The organism is Ktedonobacter robiniae, assembly GCF_016587375.1.
Lineage (GTDB): Bacteria > Chloroflexota > Ktedonobacteria > Ktedonobacterales > Ktedonobacteraceae > Ktedonobacter > Ktedonobacter robiniae.
The window spans coordinates 2492368-2512765 of sequence record NZ_BNJG01000001.1 but is presented as its reverse complement, the minus strand read 5'-3'; the positions used below and the strand labels follow the sequence as shown (position 1 = coordinate 2512765).

General features: G+C 55.2%; 12 protein-coding genes. 2 read left to right on the top strand and 10 right to left on the bottom strand.

What is annotated here, in order from left to right; genetic code table 11:
- Positions 1–12: 12 nt before the first annotated feature.
- From tuf to JMJ04_RS10460, 10 genes are all read right to left on the bottom strand, one after another.
- On the bottom strand, positions 13–1218 hold the full coding sequence (gene tuf / locus JMJ04_RS10505; RefSeq protein ID WP_201370325.1) for an elongation factor Tu: 1206 nt from the start codon (positions 1216–1218) through the stop codon (positions 13–15).
- A gap of 480 nt (positions 1219–1698) precedes the next feature.
- Entirely contained in the window at positions 1699–3774 is a 2076-nt protein-coding gene (fusA, locus tag JMJ04_RS10500) for an elongation factor G (protein WP_201370455.1), read from the bottom strand.
- Between the two features lie 9 nt (positions 3775–3783).
- Positions 3784–4254, bottom strand: a complete 471-nt coding sequence (rpsG, locus tag JMJ04_RS10495) for a 30S ribosomal protein S7 (RefSeq protein ID WP_201370454.1) — start codon at positions 4252–4254, stop codon at positions 3784–3786.
- A gap of 585 nt (positions 4255–4839) precedes the next feature.
- On the bottom strand, positions 4840–5289 hold the full coding sequence (gene rpsL, locus JMJ04_RS10490; protein ID WP_007908613.1) for a 30S ribosomal protein S12: 450 nt from the start codon (positions 5287–5289) through the stop codon (positions 4840–4842).
- Between the two features lie 100 nt (positions 5290–5389).
- The gene (gene rpoC, locus JMJ04_RS10485) at positions 5390–9742 is read right to left on the bottom strand and encodes a DNA-directed RNA polymerase subunit beta' (protein WP_201370453.1); all 4353 of its coding nucleotides are present in this window, start codon (positions 9740–9742) and stop codon (positions 5390–5392) included.
- A gap of 85 nt (positions 9743–9827) precedes the next feature.
- Complete coding sequence (gene rpoB, locus JMJ04_RS10480) at positions 9828–13319, bottom strand: DNA-directed RNA polymerase subunit beta (protein WP_201370452.1); 3492 nt, start codon at positions 13317–13319, stop codon at positions 9828–9830.
- 1026 nt (positions 13320–14345) lie between these two features.
- On the bottom strand, positions 14346–15179 hold the full coding sequence (locus JMJ04_RS10475) for a hypothetical protein (RefSeq protein WP_201370451.1): 834 nt from the start codon (positions 15177–15179) through the stop codon (positions 14346–14348).
- A gap of 356 nt (positions 15180–15535) precedes the next feature.
- Positions 15536–16489 (bottom strand): cysteine synthase A, encoded by a 954-nt coding sequence (gene cysK / locus JMJ04_RS10470; RefSeq protein ID WP_201370450.1) that lies wholly within the window; start codon positions 16487–16489, stop codon positions 15536–15538.
- A gap of 42 nt (positions 16490–16531) precedes the next feature.
- A complete protein-coding gene (locus JMJ04_RS10465) occupies positions 16532–16999 on the bottom strand; it encodes a response regulator (protein ID WP_007908623.1) in 468 nt (155 codons plus the stop codon).
- 274 nt (positions 17000–17273) lie between these two features.
- The gene (locus tag JMJ04_RS10460) at positions 17274–17711 is read right to left on the bottom strand and encodes an RrF2 family transcriptional regulator (protein ID WP_007908625.1); all 438 of its coding nucleotides are present in this window, start codon (positions 17709–17711) and stop codon (positions 17274–17276) included.
- Between the two features lie 530 nt (positions 17712–18241).
- Between JMJ04_RS10460 and JMJ04_RS10455 the strand changes: the two genes are divergently transcribed.
- On the top strand, positions 18242–19000 hold the full coding sequence (locus JMJ04_RS10455) for a response regulator transcription factor (RefSeq protein WP_007908627.1): 759 nt from the start codon (positions 18242–18244) through the stop codon (positions 18998–19000).
- A 204-nt stretch (positions 19001–19204) separates the two neighbouring features.
- A complete protein-coding gene (locus JMJ04_RS10450) occupies positions 19205–20290 on the top strand; it encodes a sensor histidine kinase (protein WP_201370449.1) in 1086 nt (361 codons plus the stop codon).
- The last annotated feature ends 108 nt before the right edge of the window (positions 20291–20398 follow it).

Sequence of the window (20398 nt, the reverse complement as noted above, 5' to 3'; positions counted from 1 at the left end):
TTTCCCCTGATCTTATGCAAGAACCTTGGTGCAGATACCAGCGCCAACGGTACGACCGCCTTCGCGGATGGCGAACTTCACGCCCTCTTCCATCGCGACCGGCTGGATCAACTCGACCGTCATCTCAATGTTGTCGCCAGGCATAACCATCTCCACGCCTTCGGGCAGCTTGATCGATCCCGTCACGTCCGTGGTACGAACGTAGAACTGAGGGCGATAGCCGTTGAAGAATGGCGTATGGCGGCCACCCTCTTCTTTCGAGAGGACGTAAACCTGCGCCAGGAAGTTCTTATGCGGCTTGATCGAGCCCGGCTTGGCCAGCACCTGGCCGCGCTCGATGTCCGTACGCTCAACACCACGCAACAGACAACCAACGTTGTCACCTGCCTGGCCCTCATCCAGCGTCTTCTGGAACATCTCCACACCTGTGACAACCACGGTGCGGGTCTCTTCCTTCATACCAATGATCTCGATGTTCTCGCCAACTTTGACGATACCACGCTCGATACGACCCGTGGCCACGGTACCGCGACCCTTAATGCCAAAGACGTCTTCCACTGGCATCAGGAACGGCTTGTCGGTCGCGCGAGGAGGCGTGGGGATGTAGGAGTCCACCGCATCCATCAGCTCCCAGATGCACTTGGCTGCCTCGTCGTTGCGCGAGAGGTCGCCCTTGCTCTCCAGAGCTTTGAGCGCCGAACCGCGGATGATAGGAACATCGTCGCCAGGGAACTGGTACTTCGAGAGCAACTCCCGCACTTCCAGCTCGACCAGCTCGAGCAGCTCCTCGTCTTCCATCATGTCGCATTTGTTGAGGAAGACCACCATCGCGGGAACCTCAACCTGCTGTGCCAGCAGGACGTGCTCGCGCGTCTGAGGCATAGGACCATCAGGAGCACTCACGACCAGGATCGCGCCGTCCATCTGGGCGGCACCGGTGATCATGTTCTTGATGTAGTCAGCGTGACCGGGGCAGTCCACGTGAGCGTAGTGGCGCTTCTCGGTCTGGTACTCCAGGTGCGCGATCGAGATGGTAATACCACGCTCGCGCTCCTCGGGGGCCTTGTCGATCTGGTCGAAGGCCGTGTACTTAGCAAGCTGAGCGGCAGCCAGGGTCTTGGTGATGGCCGCGGTCAGGGTCGTCTTGCCGTGGTCGATGTGACCAATCGTACCCACGTTAACGTGAGGTTTTGTGCGCTCAAACTTCTGTTTTGCCATGTTTTATCCTCTTAATTTTTTCCATCCCCTACTTTACCGTAGGAGTTTATCTTCTCAGTGCAGACTTATGCCCTGGCCCGGTAGGCCTGTCCCTGAGTTCGGCACCGGGCAGGTCCTTCTACATCCTACCTTTTCCAATCAGGTAGTCTCTCCTTATGCTGAAACCAACGTCACTTCCGTGCCTAGCGCTTCGCGCTCAGGTTTCCGATAGGTAGTAAGCCAAAACACGCAAAGAAGATTGTACTCTTTTCGAGTCCTTGCTGACAAGTAGATAGGGAGGTTTGGGGGATCATCCCTGACTTTTCCACCACTTATACACCATAAGCCGCGTATGTTCAGTATACGCTGGCAGCTATATGGTCACAACCACGAAGCTACCAACCCCACCCAAAACCTTTTTTCTCAGCCACCCGCCGTTTGCGGCGCATTGCCACCGCAAACGGCGAGCACTTAAACAAGCTTGACTACGATCTGCTCAGATTAGCGGCTCGATTTGGCGATAATCTCGTCGGCAATATTCTTTGGAACGGGATCGTAGTGGGAGAATTCCATCGAGTAGCTGGCACGACCACTGGACATCGAACGCAGCTCATTCACGTAGCCGAACATCTCGGACAGGGGAACGTTAGCTTTGACGACGTTCGAGTCAGCACGGGTCTCCATACCAAGGATGGTGCCACGGCGGCGGTTGAGGTCGCCGATGACATCGCCATAGAAGTCCTCAGGTGTGGTAACCTCTACAATCATGATTGGCTCCAACAACACGGGGCCAGCTTTGCGGACACCCTCTTTGACACCCAGCGAACCGGCGATTTTAAAGGCCGCCTCACTGGAGTCAACGTCGTGGTAAGAACCATCATACAGAGCAACTTTGACGTCGACGACGGGGAAGCCGGCGATAATACCGTTCTCCAGCGCCTCGCGCACACCCTGCTCAGTCGGCTTGATGTATTCCCTGGGGACGGTACCACCAACGACCTCGCTGACGAACTCGATACCCTTACCGCGCTCATTTGGCTCAACACGCAGCCAGACGTCACCGTACTGACCGCTACCACCTGTCTGACGGACGTGGCGGCCCTGGGCTTGCGCGGTACGCGTAATCGTCTCGCGATAGGCCACCTGTGGGCGACCAACATTCGCCTCGACTTTGAACTCGCGGAAGAGGCGATCCTGAATGATTTCCAGGTGCAGCTCGCCCATACCCTTAATAATGGTCTGGCCAGACTCCTGGTCGGTATTGACGCGGAAGGTGGGATCCTCTTCAGCCAGTTTGCCCAGAGCAACACCCATCTTTTCCTGATCGGCACGCGTCTTAGGCTCGATAGCGATCTCGATAACCGGCGTGGGGAAGGAGATCGACTCCAGGATGATCGGCTTGGACGAGTCGGAGAGCGTATCACCTGTGAAGGTGTTGCGCAGACCAACGGCGGCACAGATGTCGCCCGCGCGAATCTCATCGATATCCTCGCGGTGGTTGGCATGCATGCGCAACAGGCGACCAACACGCTCGGTCTTGTCCTTCGTCGTATTCTCGACCGAGGCGCCCTTCTTCAAGGTACCAGAGTAAACACGAATGTAGGAGAGGCGACCAACAAAGGGGTCAGACACGATCTTGAAGACCAGGGCGCTCAGGGGAGCGTTGTCATCAACCTCGCGGGTTTCTTCCTGCTCGGTATCTGGATTGATACCTACAGGTGGCGCAATATCAATTGGCGATGGCAGATAATGCACGACAGCATCGAGCATGGCCTGCACGCCTTTGTTCTTGTAGGAGCTACCACAGAGAACAGGCACCAGGGCGTTGGAGATGGTCGCCTTACGCAGCGCGGTATTCAGCTCCTCTTCGGAGATCTCTTCGCCCTCAAGGAACTTCAGCGTCAGCTCCTCGTCGGTCTCGGCAACGCGCTCAACCATGGTATCACGATGCTGCTGCGCCTCGTCCCTCAACGCCTCGGGAATCTCGCTAATCATTGGCGAAGCGCCCTTCTCGTCGGTGAAGGTTACGGATTTCATCGTGATCAGGTCGATAAAGCCCTTGAAGTTACTCTCGCTGCCGAGAGGAACCTGAATGGGCACAGGAACCGCACTCAGGCGCGTTCTGATCATATCAACCGTGCGCCAGAAATCGGCACCCGTGCGGTCCATCTTGTTGACGTAGCAGATACGAGGCACGTTATACTTGTTCGCCTGGCGCCACACGGTCTCAGACTGAGGCTCAACACCCGCGACTGCGTCGAAGACCACTACGCCACCGTCGAGTACGCGCAAGTTGCGCTCAACCTCAGCTGTGAAGTCTACGTGTCCAGGGGTGTCGATGATGTTGAACTGATAATCATTCCAGAAGCACATAGTGGCCGCTGAAGTGATGGTGATACCACGCTCCTGCTCCTGCGGCATCCAGTCCATGGTCGCGCCGCCCTCGTGCACCTCACCAATGCGATGGATACGCCCGGTGTAGTAGAGGATACGCTCTGTGGTGGTCGTCTTACCCGCGTCAATGTGAGCGATGATACCAATATTGCGAATTTTATCGAGTGGGAATTCTCTAGCCATGATGTCTTTTTACCAGCGATAATGAGCGAAAGCCTTGTTGGACTCCGCCATCTTGTGAGTTTCCTCACGCTTTTTAATAGTGGAACCTTGTCCCGCCGCCGCATCCATCAACTCGCTAGCCAGCTTATCCGACATCGACCTGCCGTTTCTCGTGCGAGCAGCACGAATCAACCAGCGCATTGCCAATGCGTTACCACGATCCTTGCGGACTTCCACAGGGACCTGGTAGGTGGAACCACCAACACGACGGGGTTTAACCTCAATACTGGGTGTCGCATTCTTCAATGCCTGATCAAACACCTCAATAGATGGGCGCTTCTGCTTTACTTCAATGGCATCTAGCGCATCGTAGAGAATACGCTCAGCCAGGCTGCGCTTTCCATCAACCATCATTTTGTTAATGAAGCGAGCCACGTTACGGCTTCTGTATTTTGCATCCGGCACATCGGGCCGTCGCACCACTCTCTTACGTCTTGGCAATTTCTGCCTCCCTTTCAGCCATTCAGATGCGAAGCAACCACATTCTAGAATTACTTCGGCTGCGGTGGATAGTTTTCACATCCCACTAACCCAAATTCCCTACTGTTGCTGCATCACTTCGCTCTGAATGCGATGTTGTCCTCTCGTCAAGCCATAGAACCGACGCTCGCGCGTCTAGTGCAAGATAATACTTGTGTCTCACAAGAACTCCCCCGCTCCGCATCAGCCAGAAGGAGTTTACAGACACCAGAAAAGGCGTCGAGCCTAATGATTAAGGCTATTTCTTGCGTTTCGCCTTAATCTCTCTCTGACGCCTACACGCGGGCGCCTTTCCCTTTTTCCCTCACGTCCTTGAGAGGAGACGTTCTGAGAAGCATAGCCACGACGAGATAACTCATGCGTCGCACTGGCTATGTACTAGGAGGACACCCGACTATCACCGTAAGTTGCCCCACGGTGACCGTGATAACCACCCCGCTTACGCTATAGCAGGGAGTTGGCGCGAAACTTGATGGCCACTCCAGTTTACCCTGGCCTTCCCATCAAGCCGCGGCTTGCGGGCAATACTGACGCAGCCAGACCAGCTTAGCGTTTCCCCTTCGCTGGTGCTGCTGCCTGTCCGGGCTTCGGACGCTTCGCCCCATACTTTGAGCGACCCTGACGGCGCTTGGAGACACCATCGCTGTCAAGTGTACCACGAACGATATGGTAACGCACACTCGGCAGGTCCTTCACGCGACCACCGCGGATCAGGACAACAGAGTGCTCCTGTAGGTTGTGCCCTTCACCAGGAATGTATGCGGTGACTTCCATCTGGTTCGAGAGACGAACACGAGCAATCTTACGCATCGCCGAGTTCGGCTTCTTCGGGGTCATGGTACGCACCTGAGTGCATACTCCACGCTTCTGTGGAGATCCGCGCAGACGCGACGTTTTATTCTTTAGCGCGTTGTAGGAATACAGCAGCGCTGGGGCCTTCACTTTTTTCTGCTTTTGTTTGCGGCCCTTTCGGATCAACTGATTGATTGTCGGCAAGGAAAGGTCCTCCCTGTCCCTATAAAAGAATGACTGCAAGCGCGGATAGCAAAGTTGCTACCCGCGACTTTTTATCACATATACGCGGTTGCATATAATATCACTCATTGTCCCCGCTGTCAAGTGTCAGCCCAAGGGTACCACTGGCAAAACCATCCCCCAGGCTCTCACTCGCGCTGCCAGCCACGACTCCAGCAACCACGGGAGTCTGCTGCGCCGCGATGCGCGCGGCCGCCGCCTGCTGGCGTGCGATCTGCTCCTTACGGCGCTGGGCAATGCCTGAACCCGCCGGAATGAGCTTACCAATGATGACGTTCTCTTTCAAACCAACAAGGTGATCGGTCTGGGCCTCAATCGCCGCCTCTGTCAGCACCCTTGTGGTCTCCTGGAAGGAGGCCGCAGCCAGGAAGCTGTCAGTATTGAGCGAGGCCTTAGTGACACCCAATAACACGGTCGTAGCGGTGGCGGGTTCTCCACCCTCAGCCAGGACGCGCGCGTTGGTCTCATCATAATGGAAGCGATCAACCAGGTCGTTTGGCAACATGTCGGTGTCGCCAGAATCCTCTACCTTGATGCGGCGAAGCATCTGGCGGACAATAACTTCAATGTGCTTGTCGTTATTGTACACACCAGTGTTACGGTACACACGCTGCACCTCTTTGACCAGGTACAACTGCACCGCCTCACGTCCCTGGATACGCAGAACATCCTGTGGATCACGCTGGCCAGAAGTGATGGGCGTGCCCGCCTGAATCTTCTGTCCATGCTCCACGGCGATGCTACGTGCCGCTGGCACTGCATAAGTGCGCTCGTCATGCTCCTCAAAGCGAATCGAGAGCAGCCCATTCGCGCCAATGTTGATCGTGCCATCCGTGCGTGCCATGACCGGAACCGGCTCACCGCCCTTTTCCGCAGGCATCAACGCGATCACCTGGTCCTTGACGACCTGGTCCTGGTCGTTAACCAGTACCTTGGTTTTCGCGGGCATGGTGTACTCATCAAAGAAGACGTTACTGGCAACTACGCGTACGGTACGCTGGTTTGTGTTCTCGTCTTTAATGATCTCGGCAACGCCGTCGATCTCACTGATCTCGGCTTTGTCCTTCGGTACACGCGCCTCGAACAGCTCTTCAACGCGTGGCAGACCCAGCGTGATGTCACCCTGCGCACCTGCGATACCACCAGTATGGAAGGTACGCATGGTGAGCTGCGTTCCCGGCTCACCAATCGATTGAGCGGCAATGATACCGACCGCTGCACCAATGTTGGCCAGCGCGTTCGCTGCCAGGTCGCGGCCATAACACTTGCGGCAGATGCCCCTGCGGGCCAGGCAGTTCAAGACGGAGCGGACACGCACCTTCTTGACACCCGCGGCCACGATCTCTTCGACCATTTCCTCGGTTATCTCATCGCCAGCTTCCATGTGCTCCAGGCCAGGAATTGACTCGGACAGCACACGACCCAGCAGGCGCGTCCCCAGGTTGTCGAGACCCATTTCCTTGGAGTCCTCATCGGTGATGAGAATACCCTCGGTCGAGCCACAATCTTCCTCGGTGACGATGACATCCTGCGCGACGTCAATCAGGCGACGGGTGAGGTAACCAGATTCTGCGGTACGTAGCGCGGTGTCAGCCAGACCCTTACGCGCGCCGTGACTACTGATAAAGTACTCCAACACGCTCAAGCCTTCGCGGAAGTTACCACGAATTGGCACCGGGATAATACGGCCCGACGGGCTGGCCATCAGACCACGCATACCAGAAAGCTGACGGATCTGCTGGAACTTCGCTTTGGTCGCGCCAGACTTCGCGATGGTGAAGATTGAGCCGTAGGGGTCCAGCGTCGCTTCAACCATCTTGGTGACTTTATCGGTCACCTCGTTCCAGGTCTCAATCGTCTGCTGGTACTTCTCGTTCTCGGTGATCAGACCGTCGCGATACTGCTCTTCCAGCTCAGCAATCTTGAGATCGGCCTTCGCCATCTCTTCCTGCTTCTCAATCGGCACTTTGACGTCGCTAATGGCGACGGTTGCACCGGCTTTGGTAGCGTAGGAGAAACCAAGGCGCTTGACCTCGTCGGCCAGCTCAGTGGTCTTCACGCGACCATAGTACTTGAAGCAGTCTGCGATCACCTGGCGCAGATTCTCTTTCTTCATCGCGTAGTTGCGGTAGCGCAAGCGCTCAGGCAACGCCTCGTTGAAGATGAGACGGCCAACAGTGGTCTCAACAAGCTTACCAGCCGCACTCATCGATGGCTTGGCGGGCGGAGGATTGTCATAGACCTCGACATCTCCAATGCGCACTTTGATACGCGCCTGTAGCTCTACAATGCCTTGAGAGTAGGCCAGCAAGGCCTCGGTGGCGTCAGTAAAGCGTCGTCCCTCGCCCTTCTTGCCAGGGCGATCCTGCGTCAGGTAGAAGCAGCCAAGCACCATATCCTGGCTGGCACCAATCGAAGGCTCGCCATGGGCCGGTGAGAGCAGGTTGCGCGTTGACATCATGAAGCGACGCGCCTCGTCCTGCGCCTTATCGGACAGGGGAACGTGCACGGCCATCTGGTCACCGTCAAAGTCCGCGTTAAAGGCTGAACAGACGAGCGGGTGCAACTGGATCGCGCTACCCTCAACCAGAACGGCTTCAAAGGCCTGAATACCCAGGCGGTGCAGCGTTGGCGCGCGGTTGAGCAGGACGGGATGATTCTTAATCACCTCTTCCAGGACGTCCCAAACCTCGGGCTTGACACGCTCAACAAAGCGCTTGGCACTCTTGATGTTATGGGCAAAGTTCTGCTCCACAAGCTTACGCATGACGAACGGCTTGAAGAGCTCCAGCGCCATACGCTTGGGCAGGCCACACTGGTGCAGCTTCAGGTCAGGACCAACCACGATAACCGAGCGACCAGAGTAGTCAACGCGCTTACCGAGCAGGTTCTGGCGGAAGCGACCCTGCTTACCCTTGAGCATATCAGAGAGGCTCTTGAGTTTGTGGTTACCCGAGCCCGCCACGGCACGACCACGACGTCCATTATCAATCAGGGCGTCGCAGGCCTCTTGCAGCATGCGCTTCTCATTGCGAATAATGATCTCAGGCGCGCCCAGTTCCAGCAGACGTTTGAGACGATTATTGCGGTTGATCACGCGGCGATAGAGGTCGTTCAAGTCGGATGTCGCGAAGCGACCACCATCCAATTGCACCATCGGGCGCAGATCAGGCGGCAGCACTGGCAACACGGTCAGGATCATCCATTCAGGCGAGGTGCCCGACTTGCGGAAAGCCTCAACAACCTTCAGGCGCTTGGTAGCCTTCTTGCGACGCTGACCAACCGTCGAAATGATCTCGTGCCGCAAGTCATTAGAGAGCTTCTCCAGGTCGATGGCTGCGATCAGCTCGCGCACGGCCTCCGCACCCATACCAGCACGGAAGACGCTGCCAAAGGACTCCCTGAGTTCGCGATAGCGATTCTCCTGCAACAGGTCAAGCTTTTTGAGGCCTTCCAGGTCGCGGCGCATGTTGTCCAGGCGTGTGCGGGACTCGCTACGCTCGCGCTCCAGTGTCAACTGTGCGGTATCGATCTGGCCCTGGTACTCAAGGCCAAGGCGGTCGGCCTCGCGCTTGCTCTCAGAGAGGGCGGCCTCAATCTCGCGGCGCGCCTGCTCGGCGATGGCGTTGCGCGACGACTCGGCAACCCGCTCCAGCGTATCCAGGTGCTTGGGCGAAACGGTCTCACCCGAGCGGACGATGACGGAATCGGTGGGCATGTAGATGATATCGTTGTCAGTCGCCTGGTTCATCAGGTCGCGCAGTTCAGAGAGCGTCTCGCTCTCGGCCCGGCGCGCGTTATCCAGGTCCTGCTCACGTTTCTCTTCGATGCTCTTGCGGTCAAGCGTAGAGAACTGCTGCTCACTATCGCGAATGGCGGTGTCGCGCTTCGACTTGAGGCTATTGACGCGATCAACGACCTTCGTATCGAGGTCCTGGTCGAGCTGCTGCAACTCTTCGTCGATGCGCATCAGCTCGCGCTGACGCCCTTCTTCGTCGATATGTGTGACGACATACAGAGCAAAGTAGAGAATGCGCTCCAGGTTACGTGGTGACAAATCAAGCAGCAGGCCAATGCGGCTTGGCGTGCCCTTGAAGTACCAGATATGGCTGACGGGCGAAGCGAGTTCGATGTGGCCCATGCGCTCGCGGCGAACCTTTGAGCGCGCGACTTCTACGCCACACTTATCGCAAACGATGCCTTTGAAGCGAACTCTTTTATATTTACCACAGTAGCACTCCCAGTCCTTGGTGGGGCCAAAAATGCGTTCGCAGAAAAGGCCATCCTTCTCGGGCTTGAGTGTACGATAGTTGATGGTTTCCGGTTTCGTGACCTCACCATAGCTCCAGCCACGAATCTGCTCAGGGCTGGCAAGGCTGATACGGATAGCGTTAAAATCGTTGACTTCGAGCATGCTACCTCCTGGGGTAAGGGCAGTGTATGCGCGTGAGCATCCTCTGGGCGCGGCTACAGACACGCATACACGGTCGCACTCCCTACTATTGGTCTCCTTCGAAACCGGACAGATTAATACCCAGTTCCGGCATCACATCATTCGAGGTGTCTTCCACAAATTGTATCTTCTGCTCGTCCTCGTTCAGCACCTCAACGTTGATACCGAGGCTTTGCAATTCTTTGACCAACACCTTAAAGGATTCAGGCACGCCAGGCTCCATAATGTTTTCGCCCTTGACGATGGCCTCATACGTTTTTACGCGACCCACAACGTCGTCCGACTTGACAGTCAGGATCTCTTGCAGGATATTCGCTGCACCGTAGGCCTCAAGCGCCCATACCTCCATCTCACCGAAGCGCTGTCCACCGAACTGCGCCTTACCACCTAGCGGCTGCTGCGTGATCAAGCTGTATGGTCCAGTTGAACGAGCGTGTACCTTGTCTTCGACGAGGTGGGCCAGTTTGAGCATATAGGTATAGCCAACAGTGATCGGGTGATCGAATGGCTCACCGGTACGCCCATCATAGAGCTGAACCTTACCTGACTCAGGCAGGCCCGCACGCCGCAACATCTCTTCGATGTCTTCCTCGGTCGCGCCATCAAAGACCGGGGTGGCGATCTTGAAGCCAAGAACGCTAGCAGCCCAGCCCAGGTGCGTCTCCATGATCTGGCCGATATTCATACGGTGAGGCACACCCAGCGGGTTCAGGATGATATCCACTGGTGAACCATCGGGCAGGAAGGGCATATCCTCAATCGGCAGCACGCGCGAGATCACACCCTTATTTCCGTGACGCCCCGCCATCTTATCGCCTGCGCCGATCTTACGCTTCTGCGCGATGCTGACGCGAACCAGCTGGTTGACGCCTGGCGAGAGCTCATCGCCCGCCTCGCGGGAGAAGACCTTGACCTCGACAACCTTACCACGCTCACCATGAGGCACACGCAGTGAGGTGTCTTTGACTTCACGAGCCTTTTCACCGAAGATGGCGCGTAGCAGCTTCTCTTCAGCGGTCAGCTCCGTCTCGCCCTTCGGCGTGATCTTACCGACCAGGATATCCTGTGGGCCAACCTCGGCGCCCACATAGATGATGCCACGCTCATCCAGGTTGCGCAGACCTTCTTCACCCACGTTCGGAATGTCGCGTGTGATCTCTTCGGGACCAAGCTTGGTATCGCGGGCATCCACCTCGTATTTCTCGATGTGGATCGAGGTAAAGAGGTCTTCACGCACGATACGCTCACTAATCAGGATGGCGTCCTCAAAGTTGCCACCCTCCCAGCTCATAAAGGCAACCAGGATGTTCTGACCCAGCGCCAGCTCGCCCAGCTCGGTTGAGGAGCTATCGGCAACCACCTGGCCCTTGGTGACATAGTCGCCCTTCTTCACAATGGGGCGCTGGTTAATGCAGGTACCATTGTTGGAGCGCACAAACTTACGCAAGGTGTGCGAGTAGAGCTGACCATGCTCGTCCATGATCTCGATCTTGCGCGAGGTAGAGGAGACAACCTCACCACTCGCCTGGGCCACAATGACCTGACCCGAGTCGACGGCCACCTGGCGCTCGATGCCCGTGCCACAAATGGGCGACTGTGGTCGCAGCAGAGGCACAGCCTGGCGCTGCATGTTCGCGCCCATCAGCGCGCGGTTCACGTCGTCATGCTCCAGGAAGGGAATCAGCGCGGTCGCGACACTCACCGTCTGACGAGGCGAGACGTCCATGTAGTCAATGCTCTCCGAGGGAACCTCGGTAAACTCACCCTGATAGCGAGCCAGCACGCGTGCGTCAGCAAACTCGTTGTTATCAGTCAGCACAGCATTCGCCTGGGCGATATAGAAGTTCTCTTCGTCATCGGCGGTCTGATAATCGACCTCATCGGTGACAAATGGCTTGATGCTCAAAGGCGTATCGCCCAGGAAGGCCAGCTTCTCAAAGAGCTCCTCATCAACACGCACCGGGTTATTGCGCTTGAGCAGCACCTCACCGTCCTCCGTAACGATATCTTCGCGACGACCGTAATAGCCACGCAACTCACGACCAAGCAGGCGCCCGTCAGTTGCCGCCAGGCGCTTAATCACATGACGATAGGGTGTCTCAATGAAGCCATAGGGGTTAATCTGGCCATAGGTCGCCAGGTTACCAATCAGACCAATGTTTGGACCTTCAGGGGTCTCAATCGGGCAGATGCGGCCATAGTGCGACTCGTGTACGTCACGTACATCAAAGCCTGCGCGGTCGCGCGAGAGACCACCGGGACCCAGGGCCGAGAGACGGCGCTTGTGACCGATCTCCGCCAGAGCATTGACCTGGTCCATAAACTGCGACAGCTGGCTACCGCCGAAGAACTCTTTCATCGCGGCCACGACAGGGCGGATGTTGATAAGCGCGTTCGGGGTAGCCTGCCCAGGCTCCTGAATGCTCATGCGCTCTTTGACCACGCGCTCCATACGCAGCAGACCAACGCGGAACTGGCTCTGAATCAGCTCACCCACGCAACGCACGCGGCGGTTGCCCAGGTGGTCGATGTCATCCTTGCGTCCACGCCCATTATTGAGCGAGACCAGGCGCCGGATGATCGCCACCAGGTCGTCCTGCGTCAGGATACGCTGGCTCTGCGGGATCGAGAGGTCCAGCTTGCGGTTCAACTTATAGCGACCAACGTTGCCCAGATCGTAACGGCGTGGATTGAAGAAGAGGTTCTTCACCAGGGAGCGCGCGTTGTCCAGGGTGGCGGGATCGCCAGGACGCAGCTTCTTGTACAGCTCCAGGAGGGCCTCCTCCTCCTTCTTCACGGGATCGCGGTCCAGGGTCGCCTGGATATAGCGGATGACCGGGTCGTTATCTACCCCGGCGAAGGCATCCAGAATGCCCTGGTCGGTTGAGAGGTCCAGGTCCTCCGCATGCCAGTGCTCTTTGGCCAGGCGCGAAATGGCACGCAACAAGGTCGTTACAGGTAGTTTACGTTTGCGGTCGATCTTGACGGTTAGCAGATTCTTGTTGCTGGTCTCAAACTCCAGCCAGGCACCACGCCCAGGAATCAACTTTGCGGCAAAGAGTTTTTTACCAGTCGTCGCATCCTCGTCCACCGTGAAGTAGACGCCGGGGGAACGCACCAACTGACTCACCACAACGCGCTCGGCGCCATTGATAATGAAGGTACCAGCCTTGGTCATCAACGGGAAGTCACCCATAAAGATGTCCTTCTCGATGATTTCACCTGTCTCTTTATTAATCAGGCGAGCCTTCACATTGAGGGGTGCGGCATAGGTAGCGTCACGGTCGCGGCACTCATCCTCGTCATACTTTGGCTTGCCAAAGGGTTCAGGAGGGACAATAAATTCCAGGCTGAGGTTTTTGCCGGTAAAGTCTTCAATAGGAGAAATTTCTTCGAAAAGTTCGCGGAGACCTTCCTTCTTGAACCATTCAAAGGAGTCGAGCTGAATCTGAATTAGGCCAGGCATAGGCCGTATGTCCGGGATACGCCCAAAAGAGACGCGCTCTGGGAGTGCAACGGCCTTCGTGCTTACTGCCATATGTGGTATTCTCCTCTCACCTAGTTCGCCCATAGAGGATCATGAGGGACACGCAGGGGCATGCCACTCACAGAATGCACCAGAGGCCCACACCACTCGCCGCATACACAACCGTTTGTCAACGTTGTATAATACATAAGCGTATTACATGTATGCATAGCGTAGAGGCACGGGATGGAGACATTCTCAAAGAGTAACGGGAAACGGGAAAAAACGAAAAAATTTCTAGATAATTGCGAAATGTTATCTATTAATACCTAGAGTGACCTGTGTTGTGAAACGGTCAACGACAAGAAAAGTAACCGCTCACCAATTCAATAAGCGGTTACTCCTACTCGCATTGAAACTTAACAATCTCTCCTGCCTTGCGCCCACACATCATCACCCCCAACAGGATATATTCTTGGCATGCTTTACAAACTCTGTTTACTACTTCTCCGAAAACCTGAGCGCGGAGCGCTAGTCGCGTTAGCAACGTTGGGTTTCGGAATAAGAGTTTACTACCTATCAGGAAACCTGAGCGCGCCTGTCCCCGAATGGGGGAAGCGCTAGTCACGCCAGTGACGTTGGTTTCCGCATAAGATCTTGCAACTAAGAGCCAGGAACAGCAGAAAACTCACACCACCTCCCGCTCAACACAATCAAACATAAATCCATGCTGCATACTGACATCGGTGTCGGTCTTCTGCTGTGGATAAAAGTATTGTTTGTGGTATCTACGCTCACGCTGCGCACTTGGGGAGATGATGTGTTTGTCCGTTCTTTGCTCGCTTGTTAGTCAACCTTGTTAGCCTATTATGTATCTTCGCATCAGCAGCTATTGGAAATATCGCTGCTTTTAGTATACTACACTGGCAAGAGGTAAGTATACTACTTCCACCTACATATGTCAATACTCTAGTCTGTATTTTCTTCGCCTGCCAGTAAAGCGACTAACCAACACGTTTTTCCAGCATTATATCTACCAAAGGAAACATCGGCCAGCCATCATTTATTCCACAGATCAGAAAATTACCCCACGCCACTCTATACTAAAACGGCGCGGCGCTCTTCAGACTCGCGTAGGGCCTGCTCAATCTCCTCGCCCAGGGTGGGATTCCACACATGTTGCGCGTTATTCCAGCGCTCACGTAGCAAGTCCAGCAAGAAGCAGCGATCTTCCTTGTCTAATAAACGCAGATCCACGAGCGATTCCTGCGCGCCTGGATAGATGATGGTTAACTGGCAATCATCGATGCGTACCATAGTTCGATTGCTTAACTCATAGGTCTGGGGCGCGCCGAGGCTTTTAGTGAACGAGATGGCACCGACACAGCCAATCAGGATAAATGAGAACGCGACAATGCTGACTACCAGGCCCGCCAGGCTCAACAAGAGCGCAGACCCGGTCGCCAGTACCAGTAAGAGCGGTTGCGTAATATGCAGGGTCCAGCCCACAAGAATGGCTGGCACCAGGCCCACCAGCACAGCCACAAAGCACCAGAACTCGCTGTTCATCATCCAGAAAATGCTGGAAAGGTTCAGTGGAGAGAGATCACGTGCCTCGAGCGAATGCTCGCTGACGAGAAACGTTCCCTTGCGATAGCCCTGGTGAAGCGCGAAGAGGAAGCGTGCAATTAAAATATCCCCTTTGAGCATCGCGAAGGTCAGGAAACCCAGCAGGCCAACCAGCGCATCCTGCCACTTCAGATAAAAAGTAAAATCATGACGATAAGTGCCCCACATCCAACCACACGCCCAGGCCGACCCAAGTGCGCCCAGAAACAGCGCGACCGCCATCAACACACCCAACAAGCGCGTCCTCTGATAGGCTGTACGCCCCAGGTGAAAGATATAGGTATCACTAGCAGGTTGTTTCATATTATCCCCTTATGGATCTTATTCCGAAACCCAACGTCACTGGCGTGCCTAGCGCTCCGCCCCCATTCGGGGATAAACGCTCAGGTTTGCGGAGAAGAAGATTCAGGATCTACAGATTGCGTTTGCTTCTCAGCGCTTAACGTATGTCTAGCCATTATCTCCTATGTCTTTAAACGATTCCCCTGGCGCTGAGGTTACATTATTTGGCCGCCAATTATAACACGTTGTATCTTCGTTTTTCGTATTGATTCCCTGCGAGGGGATAAAGAATGAAGACAGGGAGGCGGACCTGGCGGTCCGCCTCCCTGTCTTCATGCGTGACTCGGGATTGGCTTGTTGCTTACTCTTACATTCGTCTAGCGGTTTTTGCCGCGGAGATCATCGAAGAGGACGGTGTGTAGATAGCGTTCGGCTGCGCTGGGGAAGAGCGTCACTATGATTTTGCCCCGATTCTCTTCTTTGCGCGCCTCCTGTAAGGCGGCCCAGGCCACGGCTCCACTACTAATACCAATCGAGAGCCCTTCGTCCTGCATCAGCTGGATGGCGGTCGCGACCGCGTCTTGATCGCTAACAGGAATGACCCGGTCAATCAGGTCCACACGCAACGTATCGGGGATAAAACCCGGACCCAGGCCCTCCAGGCGATGTGGACCCGGACGTCCACCTGAAAGGACGGCGCAGGAGGCCGGCTCGACGGCAACGACTTCGACCTCGGGTTTGCGCTCACGCAGCCCCTCGGCGATGCCCGTTAGCGTGCCACCCGTCCCTACACCTAAAATCACCATATCCACGGCTCCACCCGTTTCCTCCCAGATCTCGACCGCGGTCTCCTCGCGATGTGCGCGTGGATTGGCCTGGTTATAAAATTGCTGGGGATACCAGGCGTACGGAAGGGTTGTGCGCAACTCAATCACTTTATTGATAGCACCCCGCATCCCCTGGCGCGCAGGCGTGAGCATGACTTCAGCCCCCAGGCGCTGCAACAGGAGACGCCGCTCTAGGCCTACAGTATCTGGCATAGTCAGTATGCAGCGATATCCCCGTGCAGCCGCGATCATCGCCAGCGAGACGCCCATATTACCGCTTGTAGGCTCAATAACTGTGCTTCCCGTGCGGAGCAAGCCCTGGCTCTCCGCCTCGCAGATCATGCGTTTCGCCACGCGATCTTTGACGCTCCCACCTGGGCTAAACATCTCTAATTTGGCCAGTATGGTCGCTGCCGCGCCTCCAGCCCTGGCGGGAAAACGCGTCAGCTCGACCAGGGGAGTGCGACCAACGAGTTCAGAAGCGTCGTGCGACCAACCGGTCATAATATCCCTGTTCTTCCTTTTGCTATACTTCTCTGCCAGCCCTTAACTCTGAGGTTCAGCGGGCAGCAAAGCGGTAATAATATTGATGAGCTCCTCAATCTTAAAGGGCTTGCGTAGCAGCAAGCCGGATTGTAAGCCCATGCGATGTAGCTCCCACTCATGACTCCCTGTAATCATAATAATAGGGATATCTTTCGTCTTGTTGTGCCCCTTGAGAATCTTGTAGAGCGAGGCACCATCCAGATTGGGGAGGCCAACATCCAGGAGAATCAGGTGCGCATCCAGTTCAGGCAAACGATCCTTGGCCTCTTGCCCATCTATAAAAAAGCTTAATTGCCAATCCCCAAAACAGTCCAGGGTATCACTAAAAAGCGTTCTCAGGAGTGGATCATCCTCAATAATAGCGATACGCTTACTCGCTCCTGGCCGCGTTGCATCCATTGCTTCAGCCACTTGCTTCCAAACCCCCTTATCGGCTAACGTCCCCGTTCCTGGCTCAATACCCTCCATGCCCCTGGCGCCTCTCCGCCCACCCCTCCTCAATTGGATTATTATTTATGGATATAAAAACGCGCTTTTTTTGGGTAGGGACCAGCTTTAGCGCGTCCTAAGGCGATTGATCGCCTGTGGGCAGAGCCCAAAATGTTCCATTTCATGATATCGCGCAACAAGATTTATTGCCCACCAAAGGCTTCGGCTTGCGCTGGCATGCCATTAATGGCATTTGGACGCGGTAAACCGGGTCCCTACCAGATGGAAAGCCATCTCGCGTTTCGTGTGTGAGCTAGATATAGTACATGGTCTCGGTGGTGCCTGTACGATGCCGCTGCGCCAGTTCCTCAATTGTGGTCGAGTTAAGTATCTCCTGGGTCGCAGCGTCGATCTTCTGCCAGACCTCACGTAGCGCACATCCTGGGGAAAGTTTGCAAAAGTCGGGATTTGGGAGGCACTCCATTGGTGGTACATAGCCTTCCAGGGCTTGCATCACCTGAGCCATTGTAATCTGACCCGGCGCTTTCGCTAGCATATGACCACCCTTGGGACCACGCACACTCTTTACCAGGCCCTCTTTCCTCAAGACCATCAAGATCTGATCTAAGTATTGTTCAGGGATATACTGGCGACTGGCAATATCTGAGCTCTCAATTGGCCCCTGTCCATAATAAGCGGCCATATCAAGCATTGCTCTCAGACCGTAGTCTCCCTTCATTGTAAGCTTCATATATGGGACCTTTCTTTCGGGCGATGTGACTGATCTAGCTTCCACTCATCTATTATTAATACATGCCAAATTACGGTAATCTTATGTGGACGTTGAAGTGCGCGTGACGCCTCCCTTTGCCAGTCACTGCCAACCCGTTTTTCCAGGTGAGGAAAGAGTGATAGATACTAAGATCTTATTCCGAAACCCAACGTCACTGGCGTGACTAGTGCTTCGCACTCAGGATTTTCGGATCAGAAGTAAGTAAAGTTGATATTAGAATATATCAGTAAAGCATGCATGTCAATGGGTAGCATCGCTCCTCAACCCCGCTATTACCGCTTTCCCGTTTTGTTACATACCTCAGCTTTGCCACCGCTTCTGCCACCTCCATTGATTAATTTCTGCTGAGAATATGGCGCATATGCTCGTACAAGCTTGCAGCCCTGCATAAGGACATCTATAATGAGACTGTCATTCTAAACATTTTAAGGCACTCTATTCATGCATGCCATGGCCACGTTTTCTGGGTTTAAGGGGGTCCTGTACTTATGCAGCAAGGCAATTCATGGCAATCAGGACAGGAGAAGCAGCCGCTCTTAAGAGTCCTGGTCGTCGACGATGAAGAGAACATTATTGAATTTATTCGCCTCGGCCTCCGCTATGAAGGGTTTCAGGTTGAGTCGGCTAACGATGGCGAGACTGGTATCGCTACGGCACTGCGCATCAATCCAGACATCATTATTCTGGATGTCATGATGCCCCCCGGCATAGATGGCCTGGAAGTCTGTCGCCGCTTACGCGAGAATCCAACAACACGCGAGATTCCTATTCTGATGCTTACAGCGCGAGACGAGGTACGCGACCGTATCGCGGGCCTGCGTACAGGTGCGGATGACTATTTGACCAAGCCCTTCGATTTCGATGAATTACTTGAGCGTATTCGCGCCATCTTACGCCGTCAGGGACGCACGAAGAGTCCCCAGGGCGCGGCAGGAGCCGAGAATGGCAACATGCTCGAGTTTGAAGATCTGCGTATGAATACCGCTACCCGCGAGGTCACCCGCGCTGGTCGCCTGATTGAGCTGACCGCGACCGAATATAACCTGCTTCACCTCTTTATGAGCCATCCGCGCCAGGTGCTCGACCGACAGACGATTCTCCAACGCGTCTGGGGCTATGAGTTTCTCGGCGAAACGAACATCATTGAAGTCTACGTACGATACTTGCGCGAGAAGATCGAGGATTCACCCAGTACTCCTAGGCTCATCCAAACCGTTCGTAGCGTTGGATACGTGTTGAAAGGGTAAAGCGCAACACATTGTTCCTGTCTATAGCGGAGTCCAAAGGTAATGCCTGATCCATATTCAAAGCAATCACAAGAGACCTCACGGCGGAAAATAACAGCCGAAAGCGAGCATGCCAACACTGAAAGCCCCTCAGCTCCAGTGTCATCTCAGTCTGTCTCGCCTCAGAGCTCTTCCGCTACTACATCGCCTCTGACGGGCATGATCATGCCTGCACGCACATTCACGGCTCAGACTCCACGCTGGCTCCGCCCCTTTCTTAGCCTGCCCGTACAGCTCTCGACTATCTTCAGCCTGATCCTACTCATGGTGCTGATGGTCGCGGCGATACTCTTGCGTGATGCGTCAGGCAGCAATGCCCTGCTCTATCCAACGGTGGCCCTGCTGGCTCTGGGTGGTATTGTCCTCAGCGCGACCTTTACGACGCTCCTCCTGCGCCCACTGGTACGTTTGACCGATGCAGCACAAGCCATTGCTCTGGGCGATCTGAAGCAGCGCAGTCGCCTCCCGCCTCTTCACCTGCCACCACAGGACGAGATCGACCGCCTGTGTGGCAGCATCGATGAGATGGTGACACGCCTGGAACGCGCCGAAGAGTTACAGCATGCAGCCGAAGAGCGTTTCCGTCGCTTCTTCTCCGACGCCTCCCATCAGTTACGCACGCCTTTGACCTCGATTCGGGGCTTTACTGAGGTTCTCTTGCGCGGCGCCAAAGACGATCCCGAGACCGCGCAACGCGTTCTGACATTGATGCGCAACGAGGGCGAGCGTATGACAGCTTTGATCAACAACCTGCTCACACTCTCGCGTCTCAGTGAACATCAACCACTAAAAATGCAGTATATAGATCTACTCGACCTCGTCAAAGAAAGCATCGAACAGGCACGCACCCAGGCAACTGATGATCGCAGGATGCAGATCTCACTACGTGGGGAGGCTCCCTTCGGCCTGCAAGCCAATAAAGAGCGCATCAAACAACTGCTCTATATCCTGCTGGACAACGCGGTAAAACATGGCCTGCCCGCGCCTGAAGGCTCGATTACCGTTCAGTTGACCAAGCGCGAGCAACAGATCGAGGTACATGTAATCGATAATGGACCCGGCATTGCAGAAGATGAACTGAAACATATCTTCGAGGCTTTCTATCATGGGCAGCACCAGCGAACCCCTGGAGCCGGCCTGGGCCTGGCCATTGCCGCGGCTATCGTCGACGCCCACCAGGGCCATATTACCGTTCAGCGCACCTCGGACGCGGGCAGCGATTTTACATTTATGCTACCCTACACCAAGTAATACATTATGATAAGGTGGGTGCGGTGGCGGCTGGCTGCGCCAGCCGCCACCGCACCCACCTTATCATAATAAAACCTGCAATCCTTCCTATGCTTATTGACCGTCCCG